Source organism: Pseudomonas sp. GW821-FHT09A09 (assembly GCF_059418405.1).
In genome coordinates this window covers 127,872-144,124 of sequence record NZ_JBWKPU010000013.1, presented here as the reverse complement: position 1 = coordinate 144,124, position 16,253 = coordinate 127,872, and the positions used below count along the sequence as shown (strand labels likewise).

The 16,253-nt window shown below is 61.7% G+C and carries 15 protein-coding genes; 9 read left to right on the top strand and 6 right to left on the bottom strand.

The features are described 5' to 3' along the window. From AC07OV_RS14065 to AC07OV_RS14055, 3 genes are all read left to right on the top strand, one after another. Window positions 1–570 (top strand): GNAT family N-acetyltransferase, encoded by a 570-nt coding sequence (locus AC07OV_RS14065; protein ID WP_176998493.1) that lies wholly within the window; start codon window positions 1–3, stop codon window positions 568–570. 112 nt (window positions 571–682) lie between these two features. Beyond that, a complete protein-coding gene (gene tesB / locus AC07OV_RS14060; protein WP_176998492.1) occupies window positions 683–1,552 on the top strand; it encodes an acyl-CoA thioesterase II in 870 nt (289 codons plus the stop codon). Continuing rightward, entirely contained in the window at window positions 1,549–2,142 is a 594-nt protein-coding gene (locus tag AC07OV_RS14055; RefSeq protein ID WP_495092428.1) for an HAD family hydrolase, read from the top strand. Before tesB ends, AC07OV_RS14055 begins: the two co-directional genes overlap by 4 nt. A 133-nt stretch (window positions 2,143–2,275) precedes the next feature. Here the strand turns inward: AC07OV_RS14055 and AC07OV_RS14050 are convergent, their stop codons facing one another. From AC07OV_RS14050 to AC07OV_RS14040, 3 genes are all read right to left on the bottom strand, one after another. After that, entirely contained in the window at window positions 2,276–3,259 is a 984-nt protein-coding gene (locus AC07OV_RS14050; protein WP_495092427.1) for an alpha/beta hydrolase, read from the bottom strand. Then, window positions 3,260–4,147: a KPN_02809 family neutral zinc metallopeptidase gene (gene ypfJ / locus AC07OV_RS14045; RefSeq protein WP_176998489.1), complete on the bottom strand. Its 888-nt coding sequence runs from the start codon at window positions 4,145–4,147 to the stop codon at window positions 3,260–3,262. It abuts the gene before it with no gap. A gap of 159 nt (window positions 4,148–4,306) precedes the next feature. After that, the gene (locus tag AC07OV_RS14040; protein ID WP_495092426.1) at window positions 4,307–4,723 is read right to left on the bottom strand and encodes a membrane lipoprotein lipid attachment site-containing protein; all 417 of its coding nucleotides are present in this window, start codon (window positions 4,721–4,723) and stop codon (window positions 4,307–4,309) included. 199 nt (window positions 4,724–4,922) lie between these two features. Here AC07OV_RS14040 and AC07OV_RS14035 point away from each other — a divergent pair, with 199 nt between their 5' ends. Beyond that, window positions 4,923–5,801, top strand: coding sequence for a DMT family transporter (locus AC07OV_RS14035; RefSeq protein ID WP_494998322.1), 879 nt, complete (start codon window positions 4,923–4,925; stop codon window positions 5,799–5,801). Between the two features lie 13 nt (window positions 5,802–5,814). On the opposite strand, the gene AC07OV_RS14030 is transcribed toward AC07OV_RS14035, so the two are convergent. Then, the gene (locus AC07OV_RS14030; protein WP_495092425.1) at window positions 5,815–7,149 is read right to left on the bottom strand and encodes an MFS transporter; all 1,335 of its coding nucleotides are present in this window, start codon (window positions 7,147–7,149) and stop codon (window positions 5,815–5,817) included. Between the two features lie 212 nt (window positions 7,150–7,361). Between AC07OV_RS14030 and quiC the strand changes: the two genes are divergently transcribed. Together quiC and AC07OV_RS14020 are read left to right on the top strand one after the other, a co-directional pair. Continuing rightward, a complete protein-coding gene (quiC, locus tag AC07OV_RS14025; RefSeq protein ID WP_494998320.1) occupies window positions 7,362–9,263 on the top strand; it encodes a 3-dehydroshikimate dehydratase QuiC in 1,902 nt (633 codons plus the stop codon). 77 nt (window positions 9,264–9,340) lie between these two features. After that, window positions 9,341–10,006: a TetR/AcrR family transcriptional regulator gene (locus tag AC07OV_RS14020; protein WP_176998484.1), complete on the top strand. Its 666-nt coding sequence runs from the start codon at window positions 9,341–9,343 to the stop codon at window positions 10,004–10,006. 136 nt (window positions 10,007–10,142) lie between these two features. Here the strand turns inward: AC07OV_RS14020 and AC07OV_RS14015 are convergent, their stop codons facing one another. Both AC07OV_RS14015 and aroQ read right to left on the bottom strand, forming a co-directional pair. Next, entirely contained in the window at window positions 10,143–10,991 is an 849-nt protein-coding gene (locus AC07OV_RS14015; protein WP_495092424.1) for a shikimate dehydrogenase, read from the bottom strand. Between the two features lie 5 nt (window positions 10,992–10,996). Further along, on the bottom strand, window positions 10,997–11,437 hold the full coding sequence (gene aroQ / locus AC07OV_RS14010; protein ID WP_145162258.1) for a type II 3-dehydroquinate dehydratase: 441 nt from the start codon (window positions 11,435–11,437) through the stop codon (window positions 10,997–10,999). A gap of 206 nt (window positions 11,438–11,643) precedes the next feature. Here aroQ and AC07OV_RS14005 point away from each other — a divergent pair, with 206 nt between their 5' ends. From AC07OV_RS14005 to AC07OV_RS13995, 3 genes are all read left to right on the top strand, one after another. Further along, window positions 11,644–12,165: an RNA polymerase sigma factor gene (locus AC07OV_RS14005; RefSeq protein WP_178919466.1), complete on the top strand. Its 522-nt coding sequence runs from the start codon at window positions 11,644–11,646 to the stop codon at window positions 12,163–12,165. A 63-nt stretch (window positions 12,166–12,228) separates the two neighbouring features. Continuing rightward, a complete protein-coding gene (locus AC07OV_RS14000) occupies window positions 12,229–13,227 on the top strand; it encodes a FecR family protein (protein ID WP_495092423.1) in 999 nt (332 codons plus the stop codon). 195 nt (window positions 13,228–13,422) lie between these two features. Further along, on the top strand, window positions 13,423–16,176 hold the full coding sequence (locus AC07OV_RS13995) for a TonB-dependent receptor (protein WP_494998316.1): 2,754 nt from the start codon (window positions 13,423–13,425) through the stop codon (window positions 16,174–16,176). Window positions 16,177–16,253: the final 77 nt, after the last annotated feature.

Sequence of the window (16,253 nt, the reverse complement as noted above, 5' to 3'; positions counted from 1 at the left end):
ATGGAGCCGATACTGGAATTGGAAAGTGCACGTCTGGTGCTGCGCCAATGGCGCGACAGCGACCTGCCGGAATTTGCGCGCATGTGCGCCGACCCGCAGGTGATGCGCTATTTCCCGGCCAAGCTGAGCCACCTCGAAAGCGCCGCATTGATCGGGCGCATACGTGGGCACTTCGCGGAATACGGCTTTGGTTTCTGGGCCTTGCAGCGCAAGGACACGGGCGAGTTTATCGGCCTGACCGGGCTGCAGAATGTCAGCTTCGAAGCGGGCTTCACCCCTGCGGTGGAAATCGGCTGGCGCCTGGCCCGTGAACACTGGGGCCTGGGGTATGCCAGCGAAGCGGCGTGGACGGCTTTGCGCTGTGGTTTCGACCGGTTGCAGCTGGATGAAATCCTCGCGTTTACCACCGAGTCCAATCTGCCATCACAAAAAGTCATGCAGGCCATCGGTATGCATTACGATCCCCAGGCAGATTTTGAACACCCCAAGGTCGCAGCCGATGACCCGCTGCGCCATCATGTGTTGTACCGCATCACCCGCGCCCAATGGTTGGACACCCTTCACGGGTAGGAGCCGGCTTGCCGGCGATGGCAGTTTTGGAAGGTGTGTTGAGCTTGAGGGCGCTATCGCCAGCAAGCCGGCTCCTACACGGTAGAAAAGAATTGCTCTGAGGAGAGTGTGAATGAGCCAAGTATTGGAAGACCTAGTGGACTTGCTGACCTTGGAGCCGATCGAGGAAAACCTCTTTCGCGGCCGCAGCCAGGACCTGGGTTTTCGCCAACTGTTCGGCGGCCAGGTGCTTGGCCAGTCGCTGTCGGCTGCCAGCCAGACCGTAGAAGAGGCGCGGCACGTGCATTCCCTGCACGGCTATTTCCTGCGCCCCGGCGATGCCGCCTTGCCGGTGGTGTATTCGGTGGACCGTGTGCGTGATGGCGGCAGTTTCAGCACGCGGCGGGTCACGGCGATCCAGAAGGGCCACCCGATTTTCACCTGCACCACCTCGTTCCAATACGACGAAGAAGGCTTCGAGCACCAGACCACCATGCCCGTGGTGGTCGGCCCGGAGAACCTGCCGTCGGAGCTGGAGTTGACCCAGCAACGTGCGCACCTGATCCCCGAGCACATGCGCGACAAGCTGCTGTGCCCCAAGCCGATCGAAGTGCGCCCGGTGACCGAGAAAGACCCGTTCAACCCGCAGCCGTCCGACCCGGTGAAGTACGTGTGGTTTCGGGCCGATGGCGCGCTGGCCGATTCGCCGGCGCTGCACAAATACCTGCTGGCCTACGCCTCGGATTTCGGTCTGCTGACCACCTCGTTGCTGCCCCACGGCAAGACGGTGTGGCAGAAAGACATGCAGGTCGCCAGCCTCGACCATGCGCTGTGGTTCCACGCTGACCTGCGTGCCGATGACTGGTTGCTGTATGCCATGGACAGCCCGTGGGCCGGCAACTCCCGTGGGTTCTCCCGGGGCAGCGTGTACAACCGCGCCGGGCAACTGGTGGCGTCGGTGACCCAGGAAGGCTTGATCCGCCATCGCAAGGATTGGGCATGAGCCTGGCGGACGTTAAGCACTGGGTCTTCGACATGGACGGCACCCTCACGGTGGCCGTGCATGATTTTGCGGCCATTCGCGTGGCGCTGGAGATTCCGCCCGAAGACGACATCCTCACCCACCTGGCGGCGTTGCCGGCGGACGTGGCTGCGGCCAAACATGCCTGGTTGCTGGAGCACGAACGTGAACTGGCGCTGGGTTCCGTCGCTGCCGAAGGCGCGGTGGAGCTGGTGCGCGAGCTGGCGGGGCGCGGTTATCGCCTGGGCATCCTGACGCGCAATGCGCGGGAATTGGCCCACGTGACCCTGCAAGCGATTGGCCTGGCGGACTGTTTTGCGGTCGAGGACGTGTTGGGGCGTGATGATGCGCAACCCAAGCCCGATCCGGATGGCCTGCTGAAACTGGCGGCAGCCTGGGATGTAGCGCCGAGCGCGATGGTGATGGTGGGTGACTACCGCTTTGACCTGGACTGCGGCCGGGCAGCGGGGACGCACACGGTGCTGGTCAACCTGCCGGAGAACCCGTGGCCGGAGTTGGTGGATTGGCATGCTGAAGACTGCTTGGCCTTGCGCCGAATGATCGAACACTGACCCTGTAGGAGCTGGCTTGTGTGGGAGCCGGGCTTGCCCGCGATGGCATCACCTCGGTATGGCTGATAGACCGAGGTGTTTGCATCGCAGGCAAGCCAGCTCCCACACAAGCCGGCTCCTACAGGTGAGCGTGTTATTGGAAGAGGACCTTCTGCCCTTCAGGCGAAGTAAACATCCCATCCCCGTTGTGCCCAACGCCTGGCACTTCCACCAGTTTGTGTGTCAGTTGCGGGTGGCGTTGCTTGAGGTAGTCGAAGTAGTTGTGCCCGCGAATCAGGCGGTACGCGCCCTGGGTTTCGGCCGCACAGCTCTTGTCCAGCGCCGGGTGGTTCGGGTCGGTGTCTTGCTGGCCCAGCAGGTAGGTGATGTTGCGTGACACGTAAGCCTGTTCCAGTTGCTCGGCGCTTTGGCCCTTAGCGTAGGCCGGCAGGTTTTGCAGGCCGTATTTCCAGTCGTTGAAGCCTGGGCAACTGGCGACGTCAAACTTCACTGGGCGCTGCGGCGTGAAGTAGGCGTAGGACGACGGGTTGGCCACCACGTACCGCAGACTGATGCCTTCGGTCTGCAGCATCGGGTGGTCGTGGCCGGTGAGGGCGAAACGCTGCACCACCTGGCCGCCGCCGGAGTGGCCGGCGACCACGATTTCTTTCAATGCCGGGAACAGCTTGCGGTTGCCCAGGTGCTTGATGATCTGGTCGAGGGCGCCGTAGGAACTGATCTGGCCCGGGCCGGTGGACGGCTCGCCAGCCATCCAGTCGTTGCCGTTCCAGCGCAGTACCCCGTTGTCCAAGTGGTTGCGCTTGATATCCAGCTCATTGAGGAACTGCGGTGCGATCACCAGGGTGTTGGCGGCCTGGCCTGCGTGTTCGGCCGCGTCTTCGCCGCTTTGCAGGTAGGTCTGTGCGTTGCGCAGGCGCCCGTGCACGATGATCAGGGCGCGGGTGACCTGAGGCAGCGGTTGGTTCCAGTCCTGGCTCAAGCCCAGGCTGAGGTCGCCGGCATCCAGGTGAAAACGATCGGGGCTGACCACCTTGACCCCATGCTCTTTCTCGGCGGCCCAGGTGGCGGTGGAGCAGGACAACATCAAACCCAGCAGCAATCCCAATCGTTTATTCATTTAAAGACTCTTCGCCGTAAAGGTGTCGCATTGAGTGATCTGGCCACCCGCAAAGCCGGTCTTGAACCAACGAACCCGCTGTGCCGAGGTGCCGTGGGTAAACGAGTCGGGCACTACACGCCCTTGACCCTGTTGCTGCAAACGGTCATCGCCGATGGCGTTGGCCGCATTCAGTGCTTCTTCAATGTCGCCGGGCTCCAGCCAGTTCAGGCGTTTCTGCGCACGGTTGGCCCACACACCGGCGAAGCAGTCGGCTTGCAGCTCCTGGCGCACCAGCAGGCCGCCGTCGCCTTGCATCTGCCGGCCCTGTTGGCGTGCGGCCTGGATCTTGGCCGAAATGCCCAGCAGGGTTTGCACGTGATGCCCGACTTCGTGGGCGATCACATAAGCCTGGGCAAAGTCGCCCGCAGCCTTGAAGCGTTGTGACATCTCCCGGAAGAAATCCAGGTCCAGGTACACCTGTTGGTCGGCCGGGCAATAGAACGGGCCGCTGGCCGAGGTGGCACCACCGCAGGCGGAATTGACCCGACCCCGGAACAGAATCAGTTTCGGGTTCTTGTAGGTCAGGCCGTTCTCCTTGAACACCTGGCCCCAGGTGTCTTCGGTGTCGCCCAGCACCGCGCGTACAAAGTCAGCCTGTTCATCGTTGGCCGGTGGCGCCTGGCGGGTCTGCGTGCTTACCGAGGGCGCCTGTTCCATCTGGCCGGTCAACTGGCCGAGGATCTGCAGCGGGTCCTGGCCGGTCAGCCAGCCAATGCCGACGATCAGCACGATGGCCGTGAGGCTCAGGCCCTTGCCGCCGCCAAAGCGCATGCCGCCACCCCCGCCGCCACTGTCGTCACGGGCATCCACCACGTTGTCGCTGCGTCGGCCTTTTTTCCATAGCATGGGGCAATCCTCTCGATGAACCTGAAAAACATTGTTGTTGGTGCGTGGGCATGGCGCCAGCCCGGCTGTCCGACAGGTACGAGAGCTGCGTAGTATCGCTGCTGTCAGTCCGTGCCGGCAGAGGGGCCAGATGAAAGTTGTGTCAGCTTTGCAGCCGGATCAGTCGCGGCAGTAACCTTCGCCGGTGTCGACCACCAGGCAATCCTTTTTATCCGCCAGCCATTTCAAACCGGTGGCTTCGCCGTCGCCGGCGGTCAATTGTTGCGGGCCGTCCGGACGGGTAAAGGCGATGCCATCTTCATTGGCTTCGCCTTTGAAGGTGCCGGAGTCGTCGGCGTCGAGGCCGTACTGCATGGTCAGGATGTAATGACCCCGGCCGATGCTGTCGTCTTTGGTGATGGTCAGGTTCAGGCCTTCCACGCCCACCCATTTGCCCACCCATTTGTCGGTGGGCGGGTTGGCCGGCACCAGGGTGGCTTGCACCGACGCAGGGGCCGGTTTGGGGGCGGGTGCTTCCTCCTTGTTACAGGCGGTGAGCAGGGCAAGGGCTGAAAGAACGAAGAGTGTTTTTTTCATAGCGGCAAGGCCTTGGTTAAAAAGTGCACAATGCGGGGGCAAACGTGCAGCGTTGGACTCGAATCCCGTGATTTAGTGCGCTGTTCGCCCAGTGTTTGGTTATGCTCTTGGGGCGCACACAGGCGCGGCTGCTAGATTACCGGGTTGAGTGCTGCCACGTTCAGTGCTCAGCGTTCAGCCTGCCATGCAAGAGAATTCAATGACTGTCAGCACACCGCTTTCCGGCGTCAACCATCCGTTCAAAGGCATCTTGCTGATTGTGCTGGCGACGTTTCTGTTTTCCAGCCACGACGCCTTGTCCAAATACCTGGCCGGGTTCTACCCGATCGTGATGGTGGTGTGGGCGCGCTACCTGGTGCACACGCTGTTGATGGCCGGGATCTTCCTGCCGCAATCGGGCCTGCGTGTGTTGCGCAGCAAGCGGCCGGGGATGCAGGTGGTGCGGGCCTTGTGCCTGCTGGGCACCAGCCTGTTCTTCACGGCGGCGCTGCATTACATCCCGCTGGCAGAAGCCACGGCGGTGAACTTCCTGGCGCCGATCCTGGTGACGGCGCTCTCAGTGCCGCTGCTCGGCGAGCACGTCACACGCGGCCAATGGCTGGCGGTGATCTGCGGCTTTGTCGGCGTGCTGATCATCATCCACCCCGGTGGCGAGCTGTTCACCCCGGCGGTGCTGCTGCCGCTGTGTTCAGCGCTGTTCTTCTGCTTCTACCAGTTGCTCACACGCATCCTCAGCCAATACGACACGCCCACCACCAGCAACTTCTTCGCCGGCCTGTGCAACACCTTGGTAATGAGTGCGATGGTGCCGTTCTTCTGGCAAATCCCGACCCTGTGGCACGCTGCATTGATGCTGGCGCTGGGCACCTGCGGGATGACCGCCCACTTGATGTTGACCCAGGCGTTCCGCTTCGCGGCGCCGGCCTTGCTGGCGCCGTTCGGCTATTGCCAGATCGTGTTTGCGGGGTTGTTGGGCTGGCTGGTGTTCAACCATACCCCCGACGTGACCACGGTGGTCGGCATCGGGGTGATCTGCATGAGCGGGTTGGCCGCTGCCTGGCAGCAGCGGCGCAAATAGCTCAGGGGGTAGCTCAGACGTCTACAGTAGGAATCTTGCGTGGCGCCATGAAGTACATCCAGGTCAGCGCAATGAAATACATCGCCGGGATCAGGGTGAACAACACGGTGTAGTTGTTGTTGGTCACGGTGAGGATGTGGCCGACGATCTGGGTCATGAACATGCCGCCGATGGCCGCGCACATCCCGCCAAAGCCGAACACCGTGCTCATCATGTGCTTGGGCGTGTAGTCCATCACCAGGCTCCAGATGTTGGCGGTCCAGGCCTGGTGCGCACCGATGGCCAGGGAGATGGCGAACACCGCGACCCACAACTGGCTGGAACCGGCCGCCATGATCACGCCGACGATGCAGCAGGCGAACAGCAGCATCGACAACAGGCGCGCCTTGATCGAGTTCATGCCACGGCCGATCAGGAACGACGACAGAATCCCACCGCCCACGCTGCCAAAGTCAGCCGTCAGGTAAATGATGATCAGCGGGATGCCCATCTGCGTCACGTTGATGCCCAGGTTGTATTGCTGGTTCAGGAACGGCGGCAGCCAGTACAGGTAGAACCAGAACACCGGAGCGGTCATCGAATAGGCGAGGGCGAAGGCCCAGGTGCCGCGCATGCGCAGGATGCGGCTGAACGGGACGCGGGGTTGTTCCGGTTCGACTTCCTGTTGCACGTAGTCCAATTCGGATTGTTTAACGGTAGGGTGGTCTTCGGGGTTGAAGTACTTCAGGCCCCAGCACACCAGCCAGATCCCGCCCAGTGCCGACATGCACAGGAACGCCGCTTGCCAGCCCCACACGTGCAGGATCAACGGCAGCAACATGGGCGTCATCATCGCACCGACGTTGGTGCCGGCGTTGAAGATGCCAGTAGCGACTGCACGCTCACCGGCCGGGAACCACAACCGCGTGGTCTTGACGCAGGCCGGGTAGTTGGCCGCCTCGGTGATCCCGAGAATAAAGCGGCAAACCATAAAGCCGACTGCCGAGGTGGCCAGGCCGTGGGCGCCGGTGGCCAGGCTCCACAGCAGCACCGCGCAGAAGAACACGCGTTTCACGCCGACCCGGTCGATCAACCGGCCTTGCAGCACAAAACCAATCGCGTAGCCCACCTGGAACCAGAAGTTGATGTTGGCGTAGTCCATCGCCGTCCAGCTCATTTCCTTGGCGAGGATCGGTTGCATCACGCCCAGGGCGGCGCGGTCGATGTAGTTCAGGGTGGTGGCGAAGAACACCAGGGCCAGCATGCCCCAGCGAGTTTTACCCACGGCCAGGGCGCCGCGGATCTTGTCGCCGATGCCGGCGTGCGGGTTGCCCGGGCGCGCGGCCAGGACGGAGTTTTGCGAAGGCATGAGGTCGTACCCGTTTTTTGAAATTTTTATGGTGTGTTCTGGGTCTTGTTGCTGAATCGATGGTGCGCAGCGGTTAAAAAATCGTCAATTCGCCAAAGGGGCATAGTGTTCGATAATCGCACCAAAAACTAACCGGTTCGTACATTTTAATTGCTGTGTGTAAAGCTGGGGCCAATAATTTGCCGCAAATAACAATTGCCGGGAGTCGCCCCATGCAACGTTCCATTGCCACCGTTTCCTTGAGCGGCACCCTGCCGGAAAAGCTCGAAGCCATTGCCGCCGCCGGGTTTGACGGCGTCGAGATCTTCGAAAATGACTTGTTGTATTACGACGGCAGCCCCCGGGAAGTTAGGCAAATGTGCGCTGACCTGGGCATTGCCATCACCCTGTTCCAACCCTTCCGTGACTTCGAAGGGTGCCGCCGCGACCGCCTGGCGCGCAACCTGGAACGCGCCGAACGCAAGTTCGACCTGATGCAGGAGCTGGGCACCGACCTGGTGCTGGTGTGCAGCAATGCCTCGGCGGATTCGGTGGGCGACGAACGCATTTTACTCGATGACCTCAGCCTGCTGGCCGAGCACGCCGGGCGCCGAGGCTTGCGCATCGGCTATGAAGCGCTGGCCTGGGGCAAGCATGTGAACACCTGGCAGCAGGTGTGGAACCTGGTGCGCCAGGTCGATCACCCGAGCCTGGGCGTGTTGCTCGACAGCTTCCACACCTTGTCGCTTAAGGGCGACCCGAGTGGCATCGCCCAGATCCCCGGCGACAAGATCTTCTTTGTGCAAATGGCCGATGCGCCGATCCTGGCCATGGACGTGCTGGAGTGGAGCCGGCACTTCCGCTGCTTCCCCGGGCAGGGCGAATTCGACCTGGCGGGCTTTCTCGCGCCGATCATCCAGAGTGGTTACACGGGGCCGCTGTCCCTGGAAATTTTCAACGACGGCTTCCGCGCAGCACCGACGCGGGCGAATGCGGCGGATGGTTTGCGCTCGCTGCTGTACCTGGAAGAAAAGACCCGCGAACGCCTGGCGCAGGAGCAACCGGCCACGCCGGCGGACATCCTGTTTGAAACCCCAGCCGCCAGCGACTACGACGGCATCGAGTTCCTTGAGTTTGCCGTGGATGAAAGCCTGGGCGCCAAGCTGACGCAATGGCTGGAGCGCTTGGGTTTCGTCAAGGCCGGGCAGCACCGTTCCAAGAGTGTGAGTTTGTTGCGCCAGGGCGATATCAACCTGATCCTCAACTGCGAGCCGTATTCCTTCGCCCACAATTTTTTCGAGGCTCACGGGCCGTCGTTGTGTGCCACGGCGATTCGGGTCAAGGACAGCGCCAAGGCGTTGGAGCGCGCGGTGGCCTACAAAGGCCAGCCGTATCGCGGGCTGGTCGGGCCCAACGAATTGGAACTGGCAGCGGTGCGTGCGCCGGATGGCAGCCTGATTTATCTGGTGGATTCGTCCGAAGGTTCGCTGTACGACACCGACTTCAACCTGCAACCGGCGACGGCCTCCAGTGGCGGCCTGCTGCGCATCGACCACATGGCCATGGCCCTGCCGGCCGACAGCCTCGACAGCTGGGTGCTGTTCTACAAGAGCCTGCTGGATTTCGAGGCCGATGATGAAGTGGTGCTGCCCGACCCGTACGGCCTGGTGAAAAGCCGTGCCCTGCGCAGCCGTTGCAGCTCGATCCGCCTGCCGCTGAATATTTCCGAGAACCGCAACACGGCGATTTCCCACGCGCTGTCGAGCTATCGCGGCTCGGGCGTGCACCACATTGCCTTCGATTGCGCGGACATTTTCGCCGAGGTGCGCCGGGCCAAAGAGGCGGGCGTGCCGCTGCTGGATATCCCGCTCAATTACTACGACGACCTCGCGGCGCGCTTTGATTTTGACGACGAGTTCCTCAGCGAGCTGGCGTACTACAACGTGTTGTACGACCGCGACGCCCAGGGCGGTGAGTTGTTTCATGTGTACACCGAGCCGTTCGAAGGGCGGTTTTTCTTCGAGATCATCCAGCGCAAGGGCGGCTATGCCGGCTACGGCGCGGCCAACGTGGCCGTGCGCCTGGCGGCCATGGCCAAGTCCCGCAGCGGCGCGGTGCGCCAAGCGCGTTTATAAGGGCTGGCCAGGTGCTTCCTTCGGGAAGCATCGCGGCCCATAATCAGCGCCTGCATAACAATGGCCGTGAGCGCACCATGACCTCGAGTCCCGAACTCCCCGCAGTGTCAGACGCACCGCGCAAGAGTCGTAAGAACAACCCGGAAAAGACCCGCGAAAACATTCTCCAGGAAGCCATTGTCGAGTTTGTCCAGCAGGGTTTGTCTGGCGCTCGCGTGGACGCGATCGCCGAGCGTATCCACACCTCCAAGCGCATGATCTATTACTACTTCGGCAGCAAGGAACAGTTGTACGTCGAGGTGCTGGAGAAGCTTTACGGCGACATTCGCAACACCGAAACCCGCATGAACCTCACGGCGCTTGAGCCCCGCGAGGCGATTCGCCGGTTGGTGGAGTTCACCTTTGATCACCATGACCAGAATGTGGATTTCGTGCGCATCGTGAGCATCGAAAACATCCACAATGCCGAGTACGTGAAGCGCTCGGACGCGATCAAGGCGATGAACAGCAACATCCTTGAAGCGTTGGGCGCGACTTTGCAGCGTGGCGCCGAGATGGGGTTGTTTCGGGAGGGGCTGGAGCCGCTGGACGTGCACCTGCTGATCAACTCATTCAGCTTTTACCGGGTGTCCAACCGCCATACGTTCAGTGAGATCTTTCAGATTGAATTGTCGGACGAGGCGGTCAAGCAGCGGCATCGGGACATGATTTGTGAGTCGGTGATGCGGTACTTGCAGGCGTGAAGGTCTCGGCTTGAAATCCACTCAATGTGGGAGCTGGCTTGCCTGCGATAGCGGTGTGTCAGCTATCCATCAGCTGTCTGAAACACCGCCATCGCAGGCAAGCCAGCTCCCACAGTTTTTGAACCGGTTTCGTCAGTCAGGTGTTCAGGCTTTGAAAGTGCGCCAGCATCCTGTCGGCATCCGGCACTTCGCCACTGAACAACTCAAACGCCTTCACCGCCTGAAACACCGCCATATTGCCGCCATCCAACGTGCGGCAACCCAAGGCGCGGGCGTCGCGCAGCAGTTCTGTTTCCAGCGGGAAATACACAATCTCCGCCACCCACAACTCGGCGCGTAGCAAGCCCGACGGCACCGGTGTGCCCGGCAGCTTGGCCATGCCCATCGGCGTGGTGTTCACCAGGCCATCGGCCTCGGCCATGGCGTTTTCCAGATGGCTGCCCACCTGGGCACGCCCGGCACCGAAGCGCCGGGCGAGGTTATCCACAAGGTCGCGGGCACGGCTGGCGTCCACGTCAAAAATACTCAACTGTTCCACCCCCTCGGCCAGCAGCGCATGGGCCACTGCTGCGCCTGCACCGCCAGCGCCCATCTGCACCACGCGTTGGCGTGCCACATCGCTCAGGTTCCTGCGAAAACCCTCGGCGAACCCCAGGCAGTCGGTGTTGTGCCCGATGCGTTTGCCATCCCTGAACACCACCGTATTGACCGCGCCAATGCCGCGCGCCTCGTCAGACAGTTCATCCAGCAGCGGCAGGATGGCCTGCTTGCACGGGTAGGTAATGTTCAACCCGGTGAAGTGCATCAGTTCGGCCGCGTCGAGCAGGTCAGGCAGGGCGTTGATGTTCAGGTGCAGGGGTTCCAGGTCGATCAGGCGATACAGGTAGCGCATGCCCTGGGCGTCACCTTCCTGTTCATGCAGCGCGGGTGTGCGGGACGCCTGGATGCCGGCGCCGATCAAGCCGGCGAGGATGCGCGGTTTCATCGGGCTCACCCTTTCAAGGTGTGGCTGAAATGTTCCAGGGCCAGGTGATAACCATGGCTGCCGAACCCGGCCAGCACGGCCTTGGCGATTGGCGAAACAAAGGAGTGGTGCCGGAACGCCTCACGCGCATGCACGTTGGATAAATGCACTTCGATCACCGGCACTTCACTGGCCACCAGCGCGTCGCGGATGGCCACTGAGGTGTGGGTCCAGGCGGCCGGGTTGATCACGATGCCGGCGCAGCGGGCGCGGGCGCCGTGGATCCAGTCGAGCAATTCACCTTCGTGGTTGGTCTGGCGGAATTCGATTTTCAGCCCGAGTTTTTCCGCACTGCGCCCACACAAGGCGGCGATGTCGGCCAGGGTTTCATGGCCGTAGGTGGCGGGCTCGCGGGTGCCGAGCAGGTTGAGGTTGGGGCCGTTGAGCACCAGCACGATAGGCGGCATAAGGGAGTCTCCACAGTTCTTGTTAGTTGTGGAGATAAAATGTACTGGTTGGTTAATTTGGTCAATTGATCGCGGCGGATGTGTTCGATTACCGAACCGATATTCAGACGGTTCCCACGGCAGGATCAGATTAGATATCAATTGAAAATCATTCTCGACAACGCTTACTATGCCGGCCTGTTTCCTTAACATTCCAGGGAGTCGGTTTGTCGGACGTGGATCTCAAAGGCCTGTTTCTCAAGCATGCCGATACCCTGCGCGGGTATCTGGCGCGCAAGGTACGGGACCCGCAGTTGGCCGCAGACCTGGTGCAGGAGAGCTTCCTGCGCCTGGCGGAAAAACCGGCCGGCGAGCGCATCGACAATTCCCAGGGCTATCTCTATCGGACGGCGAGCAATCTGCTGATCGACCATATTCGCCAGGAAGCGCGGCGCAAGACAGACTCCGTGCCCCATGAGGCGCTGGCCGAGATTGAAGATGAAGTGGCCGGGTTGGAGGCTCAGGCAATGGCGCAGCAACAGCGACTGGCATTGAAGCAGGCACTGGCGGAATTGCCGGAACGCACCCAGCAGATCTTCCGCCTGAACCGCATCGAAGGCATGACCCACGCCCAGGTGGCCCGCCACCTGGATATCTCCGACAGCTCCGTGCAGAAGCATCTGGCCAAGGCACTGGCCTATGTGATGCAGCGCTTGCAGGAAGGCGAGGGGGCGCCATCCGACGAATGAGTTACCGAAATGCACTGGGTCAGACGTCACAGCGTTACATAACGAAAAATTCGAGATGCACACGTGAATAGCCAGGGTCCGCAACAGCACAGCATTACCGAGGCGGCGGCCGAATGGGCGGTGCGCCTGCACGCCGGTGCCCTGACCGAACAGGAGCAGGCCGAGCTGCAACATTGGATCGCCTGCGACAGCCGCCACGAAGCGGCGTTGCGCTTTGCCGAGCAGACCTGGGCGGCATTGGGCGATGTTTACAAGGACGAGCCGGTACACCGTCAGCGTCCGCAGGCTGCGTCTGCGCCTGTGCGCCGTTCAAAACGACGACGACCCTGGCAGCGTGCGGCCGCGGTGGCGCTGGTTGTGGTGGTGGCGGGCGTCGGTTGGGTGCGCGGGCCGGATGCGCTGCTGCGCCTGCAGGCCGACTACGTGACGCAAAAAGGTGAAGTGCGCACCGTGCACCTGGCCGATGGCAGCACGGTGGAGCTGGACTCCAACAGCGCCATTCGCCTGGATTACGACGGTGTGCAACGGCGTGTCAGCCTGATCCAAGGCTCGGCGATTTTTGACGTGGCGCCAAGGGTGGGCCCGGAAACGCGGCCCTTCGTGGTGCAAAGCGCCGGCGCGCAAACCCGGGCGCTGGGCACGCGGTTTGTGGTGACGCGTGAGGATGACCGGCAAGCCTGGGTCGGAGTGTTGCAGCACAGCGTCGAAGTCTCGATGCAGGCGCCACCTCGCCAAGGCCCTGCCGAGCGCGTGCTCAAGGAGGGCCAGGCGGCGCGCTACAGCCCACAGGACGGCGTGGTGCCGTTGGATCAGTTCGACGTGGAACGTGCCACCAGTTGGCGGCGGGGTGTGCTGATTTTCGACCGGCTGCCGTTGGCCAAGGTGGTCGAGCAGCTCAATCGCTATCGTCCCGGGCGGGTGGTGTTGACCGACGCTGCGTTGGGTGAGCGGGAAGTCAGCGGGGTGTTCCGTCTCGACATGCTCGATACCGCCCTCGGTATTTTGACCCAGGAGCTTCAAGTGCAACGCTTGGACCTGGCGGGTTATAGCCTGATTTATTGATTTCCATTGAAGGTGGTGGCGTTTTCAATGACGCCATCGCCGGCAAGCCGGCTCCTACAGGGGGCTGCGTTCCTTGAAATTTCCCTCGATTAAAAAACTTTCAAAAAAACCTTACTGAGTTCCTGCGCCTCACACGTCTTGCTAGGTGAGAAGCATTCGCATAAACAAAAACGCTCAGTGCAGGGAAAACCAGAAATGTCAGCATTCACCAAGGGGCGCATTACCGGTAGCCGGTTGGCCCTGGCCATTCACTTGGGGTTGTTCGCCACAGCGGCCTCGGTGTATGCCGCGCAACCTCCGGCCGGTGCTGCACAGCCCGCCGTGCTGATGTTCGATATCCCTGCGCAATCCCTGGGCAGTGCCGTGCTGGCGTTCGCCGACCAGGCCGGCCTGCAAGTGTTGTTCGATAGCCAGCGCTTGCAAGGCCTGAGCAGCACCGCGCTCAAAGGCCGCTTCAGCGTGCAGGAAGGCCTTGGTCGCCTGCTCGGTGGCGCGCCCGTGGAGTACCGTTTCACCGGCGAACGCCAGGTCACGCTCAACCGCGTTGCCGCCGACCACGACAGCGCCGTCACCGTGGGCACCACCACCATCACCGGCAACACCAACGGCCAAGCCAGTGATTGGGTGTACCAGAGCCCAAAGTCCGTGGCGGTGATCAGCCGTGACATGATCGACAAACGCCCGCCCCGTCACGCCGCCGACATGCTCGAAGAAACCGCCGGCGTGTACACCGCCGTCGACCAACGCGACCCTGGCCTGTCGGTGAACATCCGTGGCATACAGGACTACGGCCGCGTGAACATGAACATCGACGGCATGCGCCAGAACTTCAACGTCAACGGCCACCAGCAACGCAACGGCACCATGCTGATCGACCCGGAGTTCATCTCCAGCATCGAGATCGACAAGGGCAGCCAGTCGGGCATGGGCGGCGCCGGAGTACTGGGCGGGATCGCCACGTTCAAGACCCTGGAGGCCAGCGAGTTCCTCAAGGACGGCAAGGAATACGGCGGACGTATCCGTGCCGGGCATGGCATCGGGGAGCTGGGCAACGGCACCTATTTCAACGGCAGTGGCGTGTTTGCCTTCGGCAACGAAGTGGGCGACGTGCTGCTGGGGTTCAGCGAGCGCCACTATGGCAACTACCGCGCCGGCACCGACAACGCTTCCAACCTGGGGTCACAGATCCGCGCCAAGGAAGACCGTCGCGAAGCCTGGAAGGGCTGGCTCAACGGCGAAGTGGGCGACAGCGGCAGCGTCACCCGCTCGCAGTTGATCAAGTTCGGGCTCAACCTGCCTGAAGACCAGCGTGTGCAACTGAGCTACATGCAAAGCGACGCCGACAGCAACGACGCCTGGACCTACAACAGCCCCGACCAGCAGAGCTATTACTACCGGCGTAACAGCAAGAACAACCTGAATGCGCAAAACATCGCGCTCGACTACAGCTACACGCCCGACAACGCCCTGATCGATTTCAAGACCAAGCTGTATTACGTCTCCACGGTGCTGGACCGCGACAACGCCGAAAACACCGCCTCGGCCAGTTCAGGCAACAAGTTTGGCGGCTACCGCGATACGTTTCGCACCGACACTTACGGTGCGCAGGTCGAGAACACTTCGCGCTTTGATCTCGGCGCCGGCGGGCACCTGGCGTGGAGCTATGGCCTGGAGCTGTATCAGGATCAGTTCAAGCCCAGCACCAACAAGGTGGAAGCCACCAACCAGTTGGGCCTGCTGCCCTACGCGGAAGGTTCGACCCCGGCGGGCAAGCGCACCGTCGCCAGCCTGTTCAACACCCTCAGTTATGAATATGACGACTGGCTGAGCGTGGACGGCGGCCTGCGTTATGACCGTTATCGGCTGGAGGGCAAGACCGGCATCACCCTGTACAAACGCAAGCCGATCAGCGCCAGCAGCAGCGGCGTGCGCACCTCGGAAGTATTTGATATTGACGAACAGCAGGGCCACTTTTCGCCGACCTTCGGGTTGGGCGTAAAGCCCGGGCTGGACTGGCTGCAGCTCTATACCCGTTGGGGCAAGGGCTGGCGCCCGCCGGCAGTGACCGAAGTGTTTATGACCGGCCGCCCCCACGGTGGCGACGCGTCTGAGCGGGTGTTCCCCAACCCGTTCCTCAAGCCTGAAGAATCTCGCGACTGGGAGTTTGGGGTGAACGTGTTCAAGGAATCGTTGTTCACCGGCAACGATCGCCTGGGCATAAAGGTGGCGTACTTCGACACCAAGATCGCCAACTTCTCTTTCCTCAACCACAGCGTGGCCTTGCCCGAGCAAACCACCAACGGTGGGCAGTTGGGCACCATGGCCTACGTCAACAACCTCAACGACACGCGCTTTCGCGGCGTTGAATACCAGCTCAACTACGACATGGGGCGGGTGTACACCAACCTCAGCTACACCCACATGATCGGCAGCAACGAGTTCTGCTCCAAAAGCTTCTACATGGGCGGCGCAAAGAGACAGGGCCGACGCGTGGGCAGCGAAATGGTGACGATCAAGTTACCCAACGGCAACACGCTGACTCGCCCCGTGGCCACCTACGAATGGCTGGACAACGATGCAGCCAACAACCTGGAAAGTTGCCAGGCCATGTTCGGCAACGCCAGCTTCATGCCTGCCGACCGTGGCTCGCTCACCTTGGGCGCGCGCTTCCTGGAGCGTCGCCTGGATACCGGTGTGCGCGTGCGTTACAGCGAAGGCAATGGCGGCGACCTGGAGGAGCGTAATTACTCATTCCTCGATCAGGCCACCTGGCCCAAGTACACGGTCTATGACCTCTACGCCAGCTACTGGGCCACAGACAATTTCAACATTGCCCTGTCCCTGGAGAACGCGACCAACGAGGCGTACTTCGTGGCCATGGGCGACGCTAACAACTTGAGCCTGGCGCGTGGGCGCACGCTGAGCGGCATGCTCGAGTACCGGTTCTAACAGAATTTGCTCAATGGTGAGCAAAAAGTGCGCAGTGTCTGCGCGCTGTCATTCAACGTTCCATAGGGACAGGTGTA